Below are 16,913 nucleotides of genomic sequence, written 5' to 3' on the forward strand. Positions count from 1 at the left end.
TTTTCGAATTGAAAAATTAAAAAGGAGTTTTGATATTTATGTTTAAACGAATTTGGAAACGCCTAGGACTTGTTGCCGGAATTTCCTTGTCGCTTTTAGTGGCTGGCTGCGGATCAAACGGGGGATCTCAAGGCGGGGCGGCAGATGAAGGAAAAATAAAATTGGTTTACGTGGAATGGGATACGGAAGTCGCCTCCGCCCATGTCATCAAAAAAGTTTTAGAGGATCAAGGATTCGATGTGGACATTACACCTGTTGATAATGCTGTTATGTGGGAATCTGTTGCAAAAGGTGAGGCAGACGGCATGGTTGCCGCCTGGCTGCCGGCTACTCACGGAGATTTATATGAAGAATATAAAGATCAGCTGGAGGATTTAGGTCCAAACTTGGAGGGTGCGAAAATCGGGCTCGTCGTTCCGAAATATATGGACATTCAATCAATTGAAGAGCTCGATCAATATGCTGGCAAATTAAACAAAACGATTACAGGCATTGAACCTGGAGCGGGCGTTGTAAAATCAGCGGAAAACGCTGTTAAAACATATGAAAGCCTAAAAGGCTGGCAAGTCCAAACATCTTCAAGCGGAGCTATGGCAACGGCTTTAGGGGAAGCTTATAAAAATAAAGAACCAATTGTCGTTACAGGCTGGTCCCCGCATTGGAAATTTGCTGCATATGACTTAAAATTTTTGGAAGATCCGAAAGGCTCCTTTGGGAAAGAAGAACATATATCCACAATCGTTCGAAAGGGATTAAAAGAAGATATGCCGAAAGCATATAAAATTTTGGATCAATTCTCATGGACTGCTGAAGATATTGAACAAGTCATGTTGGAAATTTCAGAAGGCAGTGATCCTGCTAAAGCAGCAGAAGATTGGGTCGAAGCAAATCAAGGTAAAGTGGCAGAATGGACAAAAGGTGTGGAATGATCTATTTTAAGAGGGGCTGTACAGAAAGTCAAATCGCCATTGAAAACAAAAAATCATAAACACCGATATATCTAACACATTAATGGGGGCGTCAATAAGCCGTAAAAACGACTTATTAGACACCCCCTTTTATCATTTTTACATGGTCCGGAGCGTCTTTAGTTTTGATCATTTCAATTGTTTATTTTTAGTAAAGGCTGTTCTCTAAAAGATTTTTTTATATGAAAATTTGTTAAATTACCATAATGTGTTAAAATTATGTTATAAACCTTAAGGTAAGATTTATGTAAAGAGTATGAAGAACATATGTTAGTATTACAAAAATGGGGGTGTGATAATGAGCGAAGACAAAGAAACACCTGGAAGAAGAAGAGAAAGACTAAGACGAGAAGAATTAATACGAAACCCAACTGGAAATATAAGCGATGCGTTTAATAGAGCTGAAACTGGAAACCTTGCTGATTTAGTAGGTAGTTTAGGTTGGAAGGGTACTGGAATACCTATTCTTACGATCATAATAGGTTCTATAGCCGCATCAATATTCTTAAAGTAAGGAGAGTGCTTTGAGGTCTTTTATTATGCACTTCTTAGTTGTATAATTTGATTTTTGACAAGCTGAAATAACACGTTTATCAAATGTTAAATCCTTTCTTTATGAATCAACGGAACTAATAAAGGCAGTGATCCAAATAACGAGTTCCAACCCTTTAGAACCTTTCCACCCAACCTTTCAAACGATTGTGGAAATTGTTAACGTGTTGAATAAGATAAATTTCTTCCTTAACACGTTGCTTTTGGCGTTCATTGACCAACATCCCCTTCAATTTGGCAAGCTTTTTATAATTCGTTGCTGTATCAGTGCATAGCAAAGCGGAAAGGTGAATAAACTCACCTATCACAGTTCAATTTCTTCGGCTTTCACACGCCCTGTTCCTGTTTTTCGAGCAATCATATTGCCATTTCTATCTTGTGCTGCGACAACTGCGATTGTAAAATGAGAAATCCCTCTTTTCTTGTCTTTCTTGCCACATTTCTTAACTTTTCTATGTGATTTCACGCTTCCTTAAAAATGTTGCCCTTTGCTGTTTCTTTGTTATTATATAGGTATTGGTCGCTATAAGGAGGGGACTTATTTGAATCATCAAAAAAATGATGTTTATCTTAACATGATGGAAAATAGCTTACAAAGAATTTCAAGCCATTTTCATGAAATGGTCAAGATGATGGAAGAAAAAATGGATTTTACATACGAACGTTATACAGCTTTTGAACGAATGAAAAAGGAATTACTTGAAGACATGAGGGCTCTCGAATTTTACATAAAAGGTTCGGCTAAAAGTAGTCAAGCCCGAAAATAGTTCGGGAATTGCACAACCGCAATTCCCGATCTAAAAGTTAGTTGTTATCCATTTTTTGTCGATTCGCTTTCTTTATCAATGAACGCTTTTGCCCTTGTTTGAAAATGAAACGTTAAAACAGCCAATACCGCAGCAACCGTCACATGGCAAATGCTGTCGATTTGAGCATCCGATAAAGAAGTTTGCTTTTGAAGAAGCCTTTTTGTTTGTACGAAAAGTTTTTTTTCAAACTGCCGGTTGTTGTCGATCTCGACATTTTTTACTTGTTCCAACACATCTGTATATAATTTATAAAACATTAACGGACTGATTAAATCATCATTCCGGTCGGAAATCGTATTAAAAACTTTCATCAATAAGGAACGGACAGTTTCAAAGTCGAATATGGTTTTTAAATCTTTTACAATTAACAATAAAGCAGCTTGTTCGACCGAATATTTTTTTCCAAGTTCAGGAGGACCGATGATTTCTTTTATATCACGCTTGACCCAATTTTGAACGGAAGTTGATTTCAAGGAAGTTAGTTCGCAAAAATTTCCTAAGATGACGATTTCATTCGTTGACAGTCCAAGCTCTCCTTTGTCTCTTTGTTTGCTCAATTTTTTGATGAAGCCAGGTATTTGGTTTGTTTGATCAGAGGGCAATTGTTGTTTCATCACTTCTTCAGGGGATAATTCGTGTATTCCTTTTAAAGATAGTAATAATTGAACCATAACGGAACGGCGCAATTGAATTTTTCCCATAACATCCCCCTTTATTAAACAGCCTACCCTTATTTTTAATAAAAAGATATAAAAAAACAAGCATTTTATATGGAATTAATAAGTTCAGATAAATTTTTCTTGAGTATGAATTTGTAGAAATTGACACAATAACAAATTTTTCAGTTTCGATGATCAAAATTGGAAAAACCTCTTTAAAAAAACTTGTACTTTCTTTATGATAGTATGAGCAGTAAAAAAAAGGATTGAACAAGGATGCTAGTAAATATTCGTAATCGATTAGTTTCACTATCACCAGCTCAGATGCTTGCTATTTTTTATTTTTTAGCTATCACAGTTGCGGTCATTTTGCTCAGTTTGCCGTTTGTTCACAAACCGGATGCCGAATGGACGTTTTTGGATGCATTGTTTACTGCTGTTAGTGCAGTAAGTGTAACAGGGCTGACAACTGTTTCAATTATTGATACGTTTACCGTTCCGGGGATTTTTATTTTAATGATTGTTCTCCAAATTGGCGGCATCGGCATCATGACGTTGGGCACATTGTTTTGGCTCGTTTTAGGCAAAAAAATAGGCTTAAGGGAACGTCAGTTGATCATGGTTGATCAAAATCAATTGAATTTGTCCGGCATTGTAAATTTAATGAGGCAAATTATGTTGATGATTTTGATTATTGAACTGATCGGAACCATCATATTAGGCACATATTATTTAAAATATTTTCCGGAATGGAAGGAAGCTTATTTGCATGGCATGTTTTCTGCCATCAGCGCCACAACGAATGCCGGCTTTGATATAAGCGGTTCGTCGCTCGTACCTTTTGCACATGATTATTTTGTCCAAATGGTTCATATTATTTTAATGACGCTGGGAGCTATCGGATTTCCAGTTTTGATTGAGACAAAAAACTTTATTTTGACAATTGGAACAAAAAGGACATACCGGTTTTCTTTGTACACAAAATTGACAACTGTGACATTTTTCGCATTGGTCGTTATTGGAACAATCCTGATCTATCTAATAGAATCAGGCAATTATTTATCTGATAAAAGTTTTCTCGAATCTTTCTTCTATGCTCTGTTTCAATCAGCTACCACAAGGAGCACAGGGCTTTATACAATGGATGTCAGCATGTTCAGCGAGACGACTTTGCTGATTATGTCCATATTTATGTTTATAGGTGCTTCGCCAAGCTCTGTGGGTGGCGGGGTTCGAACGACTACCGTTGCAGTCATTTTGCTAGTTGCCTTTCATTTTGCGAAAGGTTCCAGCACGGTGAAAGTATTTAAACGGGAAATACACCCAGATGATATAAAAAAATCAATTGCCGTTATGACAGTTTCTGTTATTTTGTGCTTAACTTCGATTGTCATATTATCTGCAACAGAACGGTTTACGTTAATGGAAATTATCTTTGAAGTTTGTTCAGCCTTTGGAACAACAGGGCTTTCGCTTGGCATTACACCTGAACTTAGTCCGATCGGAAAAATCATAATCATGATCATGATGTTTATTGGTCGGATCGGCATTTTATCGTTTATCTTTTTAATTGGAAAACAGAGGAAGGAAGCCAATTATCATTATCCGAAAGAACGGGTAATTATTGGATAAAAAAGAATTGTGATAAAATCATAGGGGAGAGGGGGAATTTTTGTGCGGATTCGAAAGCTTTTTTTTAGTGTTTTTGTCGTGCTGGTGCTTTTTTCGGGATGTTCTAAAGATCCAAAGCCGGAGGATCGTTTTGCAGACTTTGTTGCCAATTGGAGAGACCAAAATTTTTCGGAAATGTATGACCAATTGACTGCCAATGTGAAAAAAAATATCAAAAAAGACGAATTTGTTTCCCGCTATGAAAAAATTTATCAAGATTCAGGTGTGAAACAGCTGAAAATCGACTTTAAGAAACCGAAAGAAGAAATAAAGCCTGATAAAAACGGAAATATTACATTCCCATTTGCTGTTTCAATGGAAACATTAGCGGGGAAAATAAGCTTTGAAAACAAAGCCGTTTTAAAAAAAGAAGAAACAGATAATGGAAACGATTGGCGAATTGAATGGAATCCTTCCTTTATTTTTCCTCAGCTTGATGAAGGAGAAGAAATTTCCATCCAGCCGATCGCGCCGGAAAGAGGGGAGATTTTTGACCGAAATGGAAAAGGACTTGCCATCAATGGCCTGTTGTTTGAAATCGGTGTAGTACCGGGAGAAATGAAGGAGCAAAAAGAAACCATTTTGGAACAAACAGCGAAGCTTCTTGAAGTTTCCAAGGAGGAAATTGAGAAAAAATTATCCCAAGGCTGGGTGAAGGAGGACTCATTCGTCCCGCTGAAAATCGTAAATCCGGCTGACACAGAGCTTGTCAACAAACTTTTAGCCATTCCTTCCGTTAAGAAAAAAAATGTAACGGGAAGAATGTATCCTTTTGGCGAGAGCGCTGCCCACTTGACTGGCTATTTGCGGTCAATGTATAAAGAAGAGCTTGAGAAATATGAGGAAAAAGGGTACAGCTCTTCTGAGCAAATTGGCGCAGCTGGATTGGAGCAAGTTTTTGAAGATGAGCTGCACGGAACGACAGGCTGGATCATCAAAGTAAAAGGAACAGATGAAGTGATCGCCAAAAAAGAAGCTGAGAACGGAAACGATATTTACCTTACAATTGATGCTGATCTTCAGCAAAATATTTACAAAGAATTATCAACTGATTCCGGTGCAAGTGTCGCAATCAATCCAAAAACCGGAGAAACTCTGGCTATGGTCAGTGCACCGTCCTATGATCCGAACGATTTTTTGACGGAATACAAGAAGAAAAAAGATGATCCGAATAAACCGTTTATGGCTAAGTTCAAAAATTTGTATACACCTGGTTCTGTTTTAAAGCCGCTCACAGCAGCGATTGGGCTCAATACCGGAACGATTGATCCGAATAAAAAGATTTCCATTCCAAAAGATACTTGGCAAAAAGACGGGAGCTGGGGCAATTATTATATTAAGCGGGTTCCATCCCCTGCAACACAAGTTGATTTGCGCGCTGCTCTTGCCTATTCAGATAATATTTACTTCGCTCAGGCTGCTTTAAATATTGGAGCCGAAAAATTTATAAAAGGACTAGAGTCCTTTGCATTTAATGAAAAAATTGATTTTCCGTTTCCTGTTGAAACATCGAAAATTGCAAATAACGGTATGGATAATGAAGTGCTTTTAGCCGATTCTGGATATGGACAGGGACAAATTCAAATCACTCCTCTTCATTTATCATACACCTTTACAGTATTTATCAATGGCGGAAACATGATTAAGCCCGTATTAATAAAAGAAGAAGAGAAGACACCATCCAATTGGAAAAGCCATGTTGTTTCAAAGGAACATGCGAATTTGATTTTTCAAGATTTGATTCAAGTGGTGGAGGATCCGAACGGAACGGCGTATAAACCTCGAACTCCAGGATTGAAGCTGGCTGGAAAAACAGGAACGGCAGAGCTGAAAGCGGCAAAAGGAGAAAAAGGTCAGGAAAACGGTTGGTTTGTTGCTGTTGATGCGGATAAAAAAGATCTTTTAATAACGATGATGATTGAACGTGTTGAAGATCGCGGAGGAAGCCATTACGTGGTTTCAAAAGTAAAAAATATTTTCAAAGCTAGAAAGTAAAAAAGGTCAACCATCCATTGCGAAGATGAATAGAATAAACGAATTTCAGTGTTGTCATGAATCGCTTCTTTCATTGTTTGGCAGTTTTACGAAATTACGCCAAATAAGAGCGGTTCTTTTTTTATGCAAACAAAGTGCTAAATCATCACTTTTTTTAGCTGCAAAACAGAAAACGGTCCAAAATTGCCGAATAGCTTGAAGTATAAAACATCAAAATTGCCGCATAACCCGTTATAAAAGAAGCACAAAATACCCTTGCGGAGTAATCGAAAAAACTTCTAAAACATTGACGATTGGGCATCCATATGGAAGCACATCCCTTTTTCCATCTTTTATAGAAACAGCTGAATAAATGGTTTGTTTCTGAAAAAGATAAAAAAGAAAGGAGGATGCAGATTGAAGAGGAAACAAGCATATAATCAAGCAGAAAAAACGAGCAAAACACCGACAGAAAGCCTTCCTGAAAAAGAATTTTCAGCATCCTATACAGATGAAGACCCGATGAAAGGGGCTAACCGAAATTCAAAAAAGGGGAAAGCACATGGATCATAATAAAAACGTAAAGAACAAAAAAGATGTGAAACAAGATTTGGAATTTGGCAATGAACTGGGAGATTTTAATGCTGCGAAAATTTACGATATTTTAGAAGAAAACAAAAGAAAAACAAAAGGTGAGGGATGTTAAGCTTCCCTCACCTTTTTCAGCGCAGTATACGGAAAAGAAAACATATGCGGCTGGTGATCGCTATAGTTGTAATAAACTAACAAAATTGCCGGCTCTTTTACTAATATCTTTTTTTGCAAATACAGCTCAGGATTAAATGGAAGAATTTCTAAAACCGTATGCTTATATAAATCTTTTTCCGAAAGAGACAGATTTAAAAAGGTTTTTCCAAGCATTTCAGGGTTGGACAGGATAAATTGATAGATTGCTGATTGCTCCTGTTTTTTAAGCTTTTCATCCCACCATGGCTTTCGCGGCTTTTGCTTCTGATTGCGCAAATAATCGTATTTCAGAAACCCTTCAACAATTGGCAAATGTTCTCGTTTGCGTTCTTGAATAAACGAAAATAATCTTCGAAACAAATCTTCGAGCTGATGACCAATTCTTGCCCATCCGCGTTCATCCCAGTAGGCGCCAAATTCTTGAAAGAAATCAAAAGGCGTCTCAAACACTTCTTCTACTAAATATTCTACTGTCGCGTCCATTCGATGGTCGTTCCAAAATTTCTCAAGAACATCTTCCACCTGTTTAATTTTGAGAATATCTTCAAAAGAGAGAACGTTGTTGCTTAAAATTTCGTATGGCGGTTCATCCATATACACGTAGCCAAAATGTTTAGCTCCAATTCGAAGACCAGTCCCTCTGAGCATTTTTAAAAAACCAAGCTGCAGTTCTTCAGGTCTTAATGCAAACACATCGTTAAAAGTTTTGCGAAAAGAGTTGTAGTCTTCTTCAGGAAGTCCGGCAATTAAATCAAGGTGCTGATCTATTTTTCCGCCTTGTTTGATCATCGTCACCGTTCTGGACAGTTTTGCGAAGTTTTGCTTACGTTTCACTAATTCGTTTGTGAAATCGTTTGTTGATTGAACGCCGATCTCGAATCGGAAAAGTCCTTTCGGTGCGTTGTCATTTAAAAATTGAATCACTTCCGGGCGCATAATGTCGCCAGTTATTTCGAACTGGAACACGACGCCTGAAACATGTTCATCAATTAAAAATTGAAACATGTCCATCGCATATTTCCGGCTGATGTTAAACGTTCGGTCGACAAATTTAATTGTTTTCGCACCGTTTTTCATTAAATAGCGAATATCTTCCTTGATTTTCTCCCGATCAAAATAACGAACCCCAACCTCAATGGAAGATAAGCAAAATTGGCAGTTGAAGGGGCAGCCGCGGCTCGTTTCAATATAAACAATCCGTTTGCTAAGATGTGGCACATCTTCTTCAAATCGAAAAGGCGACGGCATCATTCGCAGATCAATTTTGTTCCTCTGCGGATTTACAATGACTGCTCCGTCTTTTCGAAAAGCTAAACCGCTCACGTTTTCCCATTCTTGGTTTCCATGTGCTTCCCGCAAAAACTGCTTAAACGTTTCTTCCCCTTCTCCTACGATAATAAAATCAATCTCTGGGATTTTTTCAAGCCATTCTTTCGTATCATAGGATACTTCAGGCCCACCAAAGACAATGATGGTTTCCGGCTTTATTTTTTTCAGTATTTTCGCCACTTTGATTGTTTCTGCAATGTTCCATATGTAACAGCTAAAACCGATTATGTCCGGTTTTTTTCGAAACAAATCTGTTACAATGTTCATCGCGGGATCTTTTATCGTATATTCTGCCATTTGAACTTGAAATTCTGGCTCGGCATATGCTTTTAAATAACGTATAGCCAAGTTCATATGAATGTATTTGGCATTTAATGAACTGACAATGATGTTCATATTTCCACACCTTTTTCATAATGGATATTGAGAAGTAGCGATTTTCTACATTATTGTAACATATTCTTTTCAAATAAGAAGAAGCAGGGATTCACCCTTTTGATAAGTTTTTCGTACGCGTTCTTTTCCGTTTCTATCAATCACCTTAACAAGTCTACAGCTATAAAGCATATTCGTCGAGTGTTTTTGTCATTTTAACTGGTACAGTAAAAGTGAGTTACATATTAGACGTTCGTAACGGATGAAGCATTGTTTAAGAGTTTAGACAAATTTCTCTTTTTTTATGATGAAGTTTCATTCAGTCATTTGCGCGATTTCGGAGACACAGGTCTATGATTCCTTCCAAAAAAGTTGTCAAAAAAGAAAAAGTTTATGGTGAGACGTTGTTATTTTTTCGCCAACACTTTGATTTTTATAAGTCTTTTCCAGTAAAATAAATGTACCGATATTTTGGACTTCATTTTGTTTAGTTGAACTTTGGGGTGAAGCAAATGGAATATAAACAAATCAAACCGAGAAAGCTTTATGAAGAAGTGGCGGAAGCCCTTTTAGATATGATTAAAAAAGGAGAAATAAAACCAGGAGAAAAATTGGAATCCGTTCATCAGCTTGCTGAAAATTTTCAAGTCGGCCGTGCAGCGATTCGTGAAGCATTAAGCGCATTAAGAGCAATGGGGATTGTTGAAATGAAACAAGGGGAAGGAACGTTTGTAAAAGAGTTTGATCCCATGTCATTCACGTTTTCTCTTTCGACAGCGGCGTTAATGAATATGAAAGATATTGAACATTTATTAGAGGTTAGAAAAATATTAGAAGTCGGTGCTGCATTTACTGCTGCAGCAAAGCGGACGGAGCAAAATCTCCATGATATGAAAGCTGCGCTTGACGAAATGCTTATCCATATAAACGATGAAGAATTAGGAGAAAAAGCGGATTGGAAGTTTCATAAAGCGATCGCAGCCGCTACGCAAAACCCCATTTTATTAAGCTTAATGAACAATGTAGCCGACATGATTGTTGAAACGATGCGGGAAACACGAAAAATTTGGCTTTATTCAGAGCAAGTAACCGCAGAACGAATTTTTCAAGAGCATAAAGCCATCTTTACAGCAATTGAACAACAAAACGCGGAAGAAGCACAGCATTTAATGCTCGCACACCTGACAAATGTTGAAAAGGTTTTGAAAAAACATCATAAAGCCCATATAAAAACAGGGGCTAAAACAGAGTCTTTTTAATTAGGAATTGACATATGATGCAAGCGTTTTTACACATGCCGTCTCTGACTTGAACTGACAAAAGAACTGTTGTTTTTTGCGGCAATAAAAAATTTTTCGGGAGAAACCCGTTTGGGCAGCACTGAAAACCAACCGCATCCTGTATCCACAAGGAATTCGTCAATCCGCCAAAGAATTTGCCCGTTACATCGATGTTTCCGATACCCACCTCGTGACCGTGGGAGGGGAAACGTATCGAGTGTATCGCTACGAAGGGGCATTGAACGACATTCCAAATGCGGTGGTATTGTTTTGTTGGAAAACCGATCAACCGATGACGAGCGAGCATTTGCGTTGTTTTTTAAGTACAGACACAAAAACTGAGTGATCAGGCTATTCTTGAATACTATGCGAAACGCTGGTCGATCGAAAGCTACTTTCGGCAAACGAAAGAAACATTAGGTTTCGATCGATATCGAATCCATCATGAGTAAGGCATTAGCGATATTGGACCATCGACAATTTACGTATATCTATTGCATGACAGAACATTCAAGTGATTTTTCAACCGGTCTTGCGAGTGTAAGATCGAGAAAAATTCACAATCTCACTGAGTTTATTTATTACGAAGCCCAACGAGGAGTGCCACTAGATTCCATTAAACACCAGTTACGAGTGGCATTAGGGTATTTTTGTTTTCTTTTTAAAGATGGTAATAAATGTAATGGAATTTACTCATCTACAGTTTAAGTTTAAAAGAAAAAATCTACATAAAGATTATGTAGATTTATTTTTTTGTTCTTCTCTTATTTGCAAAAGTTTAGGTATTTTCTCGCTAAAAATTGTTTCAATGTCATTGATTATATTTTCTTTTGTAATGTCTTCTGTAGAATATTTAAAATTTCCAAGCTTCCCATAAATTATTTTTAGAAATGATTTTGCATCTTCTTCAGAAAGTTTTTCAATTATAGCTAAAATATCATCTAAATCCAATCTTTCATTAGGGTTCTCCATAATATTACCTCCTCGTATACTAAGTTTCAGAAAGTTTTTTTATCGAATTTCCAGTCCGATACGCTCCTTGACAATCGCATATCTTGGGTGGTTGCCTTTGTGGGAGGGGCGCGCCCCTCCCACAAAGGGTTGAGCGTACCGGGGTTGGACTTTTCGCAATGTTCCTGGATAATGGTCTTAGGATCATCGGGGATACTCTTCTCACTCCTGTAGCTTTGACTACTTGTAAAGTCTGTCTCCTCGGCCCCTGTTTGGACGTCTAACCCGCAGGCTGTTCCCGTTGGTTTTCCCCATGCTGGAAGGAGCAGCTTCCAGGGCAGCCCATGGTCCAACGTGAGTTCTCATATGCGAGGGTGACTGGTCAACAGGCGCGATCCGGGGGCATCCCGAAGAGTCCTACCCCTCGATCCTACAACAATAGGAGGTGATCTCATGAAACTCTACGTCGGGATCGACGTGAGCTCACGCGACTTAGCCACCTGCATTATGGATCATGAAGGAAATACGTGCGCACGCTTCAAAGTGGATAATCATCTTCTGGGCGCCACCTTCCTTCGGGATCAAATCCTCCTGTGGGCTAACAAGCGAAAGCCAACCGAATTTCTGATCGGGATGGAAGCCACCTCGGTCTACAGTTGGCATCCAGCTATGTTTTTCCACCAGCAGGAGGCCTTGCAGGCTTGGAACGTCAAGGTGTTTACGATCAATCCAAAGCTCATTCGCAAGTTTAAAGAAGCCTATGTCGACTTGGAGAAAACGGATGACATCGATGCTTGGATCATTGCGGATCGGCTTCGCTTCGGCCGTCTGAAGATGACGGCTGTCCTCAAGGAGCAGTTTCTCGCGCTTCAGCGACTGACACGCATGCGATATCATCTCGTCCACCAGTTAACCCGTGAGAAACAGTATTTTCTCCAGCACTTGTTTTACAAATGCAGTTCCTTTACCCAAGAGGTGGACAGTTCGATCTTCGGACATGCCATTCTCGAACTGCTGCTTGAGTCGTGGAGCCTCGATGACATCTGCCAAATGGATGTCAAGCAGTTGGCCGACTTCCTGCGCCAAAAAGGGCGCAATCGCTTTGCCGATCCGGAATGCATCGCCAAGTCGATTCAAAAGGCGGCCCGTTCGTCGTATCGGTTGTCCAAGTGTGTCGAGGATTCCATCGACTTGCTGTTAGGGCTGTCGATTCAATCAATCCGCAGCCTGCAATCGTAGCTCAAAGAGCTCGATAAAGCCATTACCCGCCATCTTGAAGGCATTCCGAACACACTGCAAACCATCCCAGGCATCGGACCGGTTTATACCGCAGGCATCCTGGCCGAAATCGGGCAAATCGAGCGGTTTCACAATCAGGCCGCCTTGGCAAAATATGCCGGCTTGACATGGTCCAAGCACCAATCGGGCCGTTTTCAAGCCGAGGACACCTCCCTCATTCGTTCCGGCAATCGCTATCTCCGTTACTACCTAGTGGAGGCTGCCAACTCGGTACAACGGCATGATGCGACGTTTCGTGCGTACTACCGGAAGAAGTATGAGGAAGTGCCCAAACACCAACATAAACGAGCCCTCGTCCTCACCGCTAGAAAACTCGTGCGTGTGATCGATGCGCTGCTACGCAACGGTCAAATCTACACGCCAAGAAAGGGGGAAGATCGATAAGAGGATCGATCTGGTATACCAATATCAACCTTTAGACCCAGTTTATTACATGTACCAATACTGGGTTTCTTCAGTATTGCCTTTTTTCGGATCATCGGACAAGGGAATTTCCAATTTCTATGATTTTTCACCTTGACATATTACCGCAGGACTTTAATCATTACACTTATATTCTATCGAAAATAACACAATATATAACATGGGAAAATGGTATAATTTGTTATATAAAAATAGAGTCTAGGAAATTTAATTACTAATTTCGGGTCTTTTGGGGGGAAGCGGAATTTGACAAGAGGATACTTTGGAGTTTTCAATGCCATTTTCAAAAAAATACATGCCAAATAAACCCACATATGTATATTCGAATTAATAAGCAAAAAATAAAAATGGTTCTGTTCGTCAATATCTACAAATATGTCGTACATTTCGTGTAGACAATAAAGTTCGGCAACAAACGCTTATAATCTAGGGGGGTTAGAGCATTTATTAGAGAATGGCTCTGTCGATAAATAAATCGAGGGATTAATCAAATTTTCAGAGCGTTACTTTGACCGAATTCACGGGCAAGGCTCTTCCTCTTCTGTCTCCGTGCTTTGGACAAAAGAGTTTGGGCCGGTTTATCTGTTCCGAAAGGTATGGGAAAAGTTAGGGCTTGGTCGGCTATTACGTAAAATCATGGATGATTCCGAGGCTGCTTCTCAGTATGACGAAGCCGTTTTTGCCATGGTGTTAAACCGTCTCATGGATCCCAATAGTAAGTATGATATCTTCAAACAATGGATCGACACGGCGGCTTTTTTTATGAATAAAGCAAGCATATTCCTTTCTAGTCATCAGATGACCTGTTGACTAAAGATAAAAAAAGCGATAAAGTGAAAAGAAAAGGGTTACATCTTAGTTGAAACTGTTTCACAAGGCGGGGGGAGCAAATTGAAAGTTTCATTATTTGTCACATGTTTAGTGGATGTATTTAACGGTTCAGTAGGCAAAGCAACAGTTGAGCTTTTAGAAAGACTTGGATGCGAAGTAGAATTTCCGGAAAGCCAAATTTGCTGCGGACAGCCTGCCTATAACAGCGGATATGTTCAAGCGGCAAAAGAAGCGATGAAAAATATGATTCTCACCTTTGAACATGCCGATTATGTTGTCACACCTTCCGGATCATGTGCCACGATGTTTAAGGAATATCCGCACATTTTTGATGAAGATCCGGTTTGGAAAGAAAAGGCGCAAAAGCTTGCAAATAAGACGTATGAATTAACACAGTTTATTGTAGATGTTTTAAATTTGGAAGATGTGGGCGCAACATTAAAAGGAAAAGCAACCTATCATACATCATGTCATATGACCCGTCTTCTTGGAGTTCAGGAGGCACCATTTAAATTGCTGGCAAACGTGAAGGGGCTTGAATTGGTTCCGCTTCCAAATGCATATGATTGCTGCGGCTTTGGCGGAACGTTTTCCGTCAAAATGGAACAAATATCTGAACAAATGGTTGATGAAAAAGTTCGGCATATTGAGGAAACCGATGCCGACTATTTAATCGGGGCAGACTGCGGCTGCTTAATGAATATTGGGGGGAGAATAAGCAGGAAAAATAAACAAGTGAAGGTCATGCACATTGCTGAGGTGTTAAACAGTATCGAATAATGGAGGGGGGAAAGCAGGATGGCAATGAAAATTTCGGATCAGCCGTTTGATCAAAGGGTGCAAAAAAATATTGAAAACGATTTTATGAGAAATGCAGTCCAAGATGCTCAAGAAAGGCTGAGAAAAAGACGTCTGGAAGCTGCTGAAGAGCTTGGCAATTGGGAAGAATGGAGATCGCTCGGTGAACAAATCAGAAAGCATACATTGGAAAATTTGGACTATTATTTACACCAGTTAAGCGAAAATGTTGCAAAAAGGGGCGGACATGTTTTTTTTGCTCAAACAGCGGAGGAAGCGAACGATTACATCCAAAGCGTTATCAAGAAAAAAAAGGCTCGCAAAATTGTCAAATCGAAATCGATGGTGACGGAAGAAATTCATATGAATCAATGTTTGGAGGAAGCGGGCTGTGAAGTTATTGAAACGGATCTAGGCGAATATATATTGCAGATTGATGATCATGATCCGCCTTCGCACATTGTAGCCCCAGCCCTGCATAAAAATAAGGAACAAATTCGAGATGTGTTTCAGCGAAAACTTGGGTATGAGAAAACAGAAAAGCCTGAGGAGCTTGCACTCCATGCGAGAAAAATGCTTAGGGAGGAATTTTTAACAGCGGATGTCGGCATCACAGGATGCAATTTTGCCATTGCCGAGTCCGGATCGTTTTGTTTAGTGACAAATGAGGGAAATGCCCGCATGGTGACGACCATTCCGAAAACACAAATAACTGTCATGGGGATGGAAAGAATAGTTCCAACATTCGAAGAACTTGATGTGCTTGTCAGTCTTTTGACAAGGAGTGCAGTCGGTCAAAAATTAACGAGCTATATAACGGTTTTAACTGGTCCGAAACAAAAAGAGGATGTTGACGGACCGGAAGAATTCCATTTGGTGATTGTTGATAACGGACGAAGCAAAATTTTAGGAACTGAATTCCAGCCTGTTCTTCAATGCATTCGTTGTGCAGCGTGCATTAACGTCTGTCCTGTATATCGGCATATAGGCGGCCACTCGTACGGATCGATTTACCCAGGTCCGATTGGCGCTGTATTGACGCCGCTTTTTGGTGGTTATGATGATTTTAAGGAATTGCCTTATGCTTCCACACTATGTGCCGCTTGTACGGAAGCATGCCCCGTAAAAATTCCGCTTCATGAACTTCTCCATAAGCATCGGCAAGTAATTGTCGAGCGGGAAGGACGAGCGCCAATAAGCGAGAAGCTGGCGATGAAGGCATTTGGAATAGGAGCATCGAATCAAAAACTGTATCAGTGGGGAACAAAACTGGCGCCAGCAGCCCTCAAACCGTTTTCGAAAGACGGGAAAATTTCCAATGGACCAGGTCCTTTGAAAAATTGGACGTCCATACGTGATTTCCCGGCACCGGAAAAAAACAGCTTTCGCGAATGGTTTCACAATCGTAAAAAAGAAAGTGGTGATCGTTCATGAACGGAACGATTCAAAATCGAGATTCGTTTTTGCAGATGATAGCTCAAAGGTTAGGACGAAATCCCCGGAAGGAAGGGGTGGAACGGTCCAGCTGGTCATTTCACCCTCAAGAAAAAACACTTGCTGGTTATTCTTCCGACGAACTGGTTGATGCATTTATAAAACAATGTAAAAATGTTCATGTCGATGTATACAGAACGACTTCCAAATCATTGAAAAATACGCTGAAAGAGGTGATTGCTTTTTATGGAGGCGGTCCGATTGTGACGTGGGACGATCATCGGTTTGAAGCATTCGGGCTGATGCCTTTTTTATTGGAGGAATTGCCAAACGAAGGAACAGACGTGCATATATGGGATCCTGAGCTTGGAAAAGAAAATATTCAAATTGCGGAAAGAGCAAATATCGGAATTACGTTCAGCGATTATACACTGGCTGAATCCGGAACGGTTGTCTTGTTGAATGGGGGAGGGAAAGGAAGGGCGGTCAGCCTTTTGCCGACAACGTATATTTCCATTATTCCGAAAAGCACGATCCTCCCTAGAATGACACAGGCCGCCAGAAAATTTCATCAAATGGTGGAAAAAGGCGAAACGATTTCTTCCTGCATTAATTTTATTACAGGACCGAGCAATTCAGCGGATATTGAAATGAACTTAGTGGTTGGCGTACATGGGCCAATTAAAACAGCCTATCTCATTATTGAAGATTGCTGAATGGATTGACTAAAAAATTGAACATCTGGCGAAGTCCATCGAGGGGCCTCGCCAGATTTTTTTGGCAAATGTTCGAATTTTCCATACCCCGCTAGGA

General features: G+C 39.7%; 14 protein-coding genes and 4 pseudogenes. 14 read left to right on the forward strand and 4 right to left on the reverse strand.

The genetic code is table 11. The features are described from left to right. The first annotated feature begins 38 nt into the window (after positions 1–38). Both NSS70_RS07820 and NSS70_RS07825 read left to right on the forward strand, forming a co-directional pair. Positions 39–929 (forward strand): glycine betaine ABC transporter substrate-binding protein, encoded by an 891-nt coding sequence (locus NSS70_RS07820; RefSeq protein WP_339211277.1) that lies wholly within the window; start codon positions 39–41, stop codon positions 927–929. A gap of 337 nt (positions 930–1,266) precedes the next feature. Further along, on the forward strand, positions 1,267–1,482 hold the full coding sequence (locus NSS70_RS07825) for a DUF6366 family protein (protein ID WP_339199556.1): 216 nt from the start codon (positions 1,267–1,269) through the stop codon (positions 1,480–1,482). Here the strand turns inward: NSS70_RS07825 and NSS70_RS07830 are convergent. After that, positions 1,474–1,974: pseudogene (locus NSS70_RS07830) on the reverse strand (IS1595 family transposase); the annotation flags it as partial. The gene NSS70_RS07825 and the pseudogene NSS70_RS07830 sit on opposite strands and share 9 nt — an antisense overlap. Before the next feature lie 88 nt (positions 1,975–2,062). On the opposite strand from NSS70_RS07830, the gene NSS70_RS07835 reads away from it, so the two are divergent. Continuing rightward, positions 2,063–2,287 carry a hypothetical protein gene (locus tag NSS70_RS07835; protein WP_339199559.1) on the forward strand — a complete coding sequence of 75 codons (225 nt, stop codon included), beginning with the start codon at positions 2,063–2,065 and terminating at the stop codon, positions 2,285–2,287. A gap of 44 nt (positions 2,288–2,331) precedes the next feature. Here NSS70_RS07835 and NSS70_RS07840 read toward each other — a convergent pair whose 3' ends face one another. Next, positions 2,332–3,030: a DUF1836 domain-containing protein gene (locus NSS70_RS07840; RefSeq protein ID WP_340881225.1), complete on the reverse strand. Its 699-nt coding sequence runs from the start codon at positions 3,028–3,030 to the stop codon at positions 2,332–2,334. 234 nt (positions 3,031–3,264) lie between these two features. Here NSS70_RS07840 and NSS70_RS07845 point away from each other — a divergent pair, with 234 nt between their 5' ends. The 4 genes from NSS70_RS07845 to NSS70_RS07860 all read left to right on the forward strand — a co-directional run bounded on the left by NSS70_RS07845 (position 3,265) and on the right by NSS70_RS07860 (position 7,339). After that, entirely contained in the window at positions 3,265–4,620 is a 1,356-nt protein-coding gene (locus tag NSS70_RS07845) for a TrkH family potassium uptake protein (protein ID WP_063389377.1), read from the forward strand. Between the two features lie 42 nt (positions 4,621–4,662). Then, positions 4,663–6,654, forward strand: a complete 1,992-nt coding sequence (locus NSS70_RS07850) for a penicillin-binding transpeptidase domain-containing protein (protein ID WP_445206621.1) — start codon at positions 4,663–4,665, stop codon at positions 6,652–6,654. Positions 6,655–7,050: 396 nt separating this feature from the next. Beyond that, on the forward strand, positions 7,051–7,206 hold the full coding sequence (locus tag NSS70_RS07855; protein WP_094245525.1) for a hypothetical protein: 156 nt from the start codon (positions 7,051–7,053) through the stop codon (positions 7,204–7,206). Further along, entirely contained in the window at positions 7,196–7,339 is a 144-nt protein-coding gene (locus NSS70_RS07860; RefSeq protein ID WP_339199568.1) for a hypothetical protein, read from the forward strand. The genes NSS70_RS07855 and NSS70_RS07860 overlap by 11 nt, the downstream gene beginning before the upstream one ends. Here NSS70_RS07860 and NSS70_RS07865 read toward each other — a convergent pair. Continuing rightward, a complete protein-coding gene (locus tag NSS70_RS07865) occupies positions 7,336–9,105 on the reverse strand; it encodes a B12-binding domain-containing radical SAM protein (RefSeq protein ID WP_340881227.1) in 1,770 nt (589 codons plus the stop codon). The genes NSS70_RS07860 and NSS70_RS07865 overlap by 4 nt on opposite strands. 491 nt (positions 9,106–9,596) lie before the next feature. On the opposite strand from NSS70_RS07865, the gene NSS70_RS07870 reads away from it, so the two are divergent. Together NSS70_RS07870 and NSS70_RS07875 are read left to right on the forward strand one after the other, a co-directional pair. Continuing rightward, entirely contained in the window at positions 9,597–10,343 is a 747-nt protein-coding gene (locus NSS70_RS07870; RefSeq protein ID WP_063389375.1) for a FadR/GntR family transcriptional regulator, read from the forward strand. A 109-nt stretch (positions 10,344–10,452) separates the two neighbouring features. Further along, positions 10,453–11,003, forward strand: a pseudogene (locus NSS70_RS07875) (transposase); the annotation flags it as partial. 96 nt (positions 11,004–11,099) lie between these two features. Here the strand turns inward: NSS70_RS07875 and NSS70_RS07880 are convergent. Continuing rightward, entirely contained in the window at positions 11,100–11,336 is a 237-nt protein-coding gene (locus NSS70_RS07880; protein WP_144598530.1) for a hypothetical protein, read from the reverse strand. A 432-nt stretch (positions 11,337–11,768) separates the two neighbouring features. Here NSS70_RS07880 and NSS70_RS07885 point away from each other — a divergent pair. The 5 genes and pseudogenes from NSS70_RS07885 (at position 11,769) to NSS70_RS07900 (ending at position 16,816) form a co-directional block, all read left to right on the forward strand. After that, positions 11,769–12,998: pseudogene (locus NSS70_RS07885) on the forward strand (IS110 family transposase). A 353-nt stretch (positions 12,999–13,351) separates the two neighbouring features. Further along, positions 13,352–13,787, forward strand: a pseudogene (locus NSS70_RS20835) (IS1634 family transposase); the annotation flags it as partial. A gap of 141 nt (positions 13,788–13,928) precedes the next feature. After that, complete coding sequence (locus tag NSS70_RS07890; protein WP_063389374.1) at positions 13,929–14,648, forward strand: (Fe-S)-binding protein; 720 nt, start codon at positions 13,929–13,931, stop codon at positions 14,646–14,648. 18 nt (positions 14,649–14,666) lie between these two features. Next, complete coding sequence (locus NSS70_RS07895; protein ID WP_063389373.1) at positions 14,667–16,100, forward strand: LutB/LldF family L-lactate oxidation iron-sulfur protein; 1,434 nt, start codon at positions 14,667–14,669, stop codon at positions 16,098–16,100. Then, a complete protein-coding gene (locus NSS70_RS07900; protein ID WP_340881229.1) occupies positions 16,097–16,816 on the forward strand; it encodes a LutC/YkgG family protein in 720 nt (239 codons plus the stop codon). Before NSS70_RS07895 ends, NSS70_RS07900 begins: the two co-directional genes overlap by 4 nt. Positions 16,817–16,913 lie beyond the last annotated feature (97 nt).

It is taken from the genome of Aeribacillus sp. FSL K6-2848, from assembly GCF_038004325.1.
GTDB lineage: Bacteria > Bacillota > Bacilli > Bacillales > Aeribacillaceae > Aeribacillus > Aeribacillus composti.

Coding starts and splice junctions, on each gene's coding strand:
- NSS70_RS07820 (WP_339211277.1), top strand. CDS start 39: ATGTTTAAACGAATTTGGAAACGCCTAGGACTTGTTGCCGGAATTTCC.
- NSS70_RS07825 (WP_339199556.1), top strand. CDS start 1,267: ATGAGCGAAGACAAAGAAACACCTGGAAGAAGAAGAGAAAGACTAAGA.
- NSS70_RS07870 (WP_063389375.1), top strand. CDS start 9,597: ATGGAATATAAACAAATCAAACCGAGAAAGCTTTATGAAGAAGTGGCG.
- NSS70_RS07900 (WP_340881229.1), top strand. CDS start 16,097: ATGAACGGAACGATTCAAAATCGAGATTCGTTTTTGCAGATGATAGCT.
- NSS70_RS07845 (WP_063389377.1), top strand. CDS start 3,265: ATGCTAGTAAATATTCGTAATCGATTAGTTTCACTATCACCAGCTCAG.
- NSS70_RS07860 (WP_339199568.1), top strand. CDS start 7,196: ATGGATCATAATAAAAACGTAAAGAACAAAAAAGATGTGAAACAAGAT.
- NSS70_RS07880 (WP_144598530.1), bottom strand. CDS start 11,336: ATGGAGAACCCTAATGAAAGATTGGATTTAGATGATATTTTAGCTATA.
- NSS70_RS07865 (WP_340881227.1), bottom strand. CDS start 9,105: ATGAACATCATTGTCAGTTCATTAAATGCCAAATACATTCATATGAAC.
- NSS70_RS07895 (WP_063389373.1), top strand. CDS start 14,667: ATGGCAATGAAAATTTCGGATCAGCCGTTTGATCAAAGGGTGCAAAAA.
- NSS70_RS07840 (WP_340881225.1), bottom strand. CDS start 3,030: ATGGGAAAAATTCAATTGCGCCGTTCCGTTATGGTTCAATTATTACTA.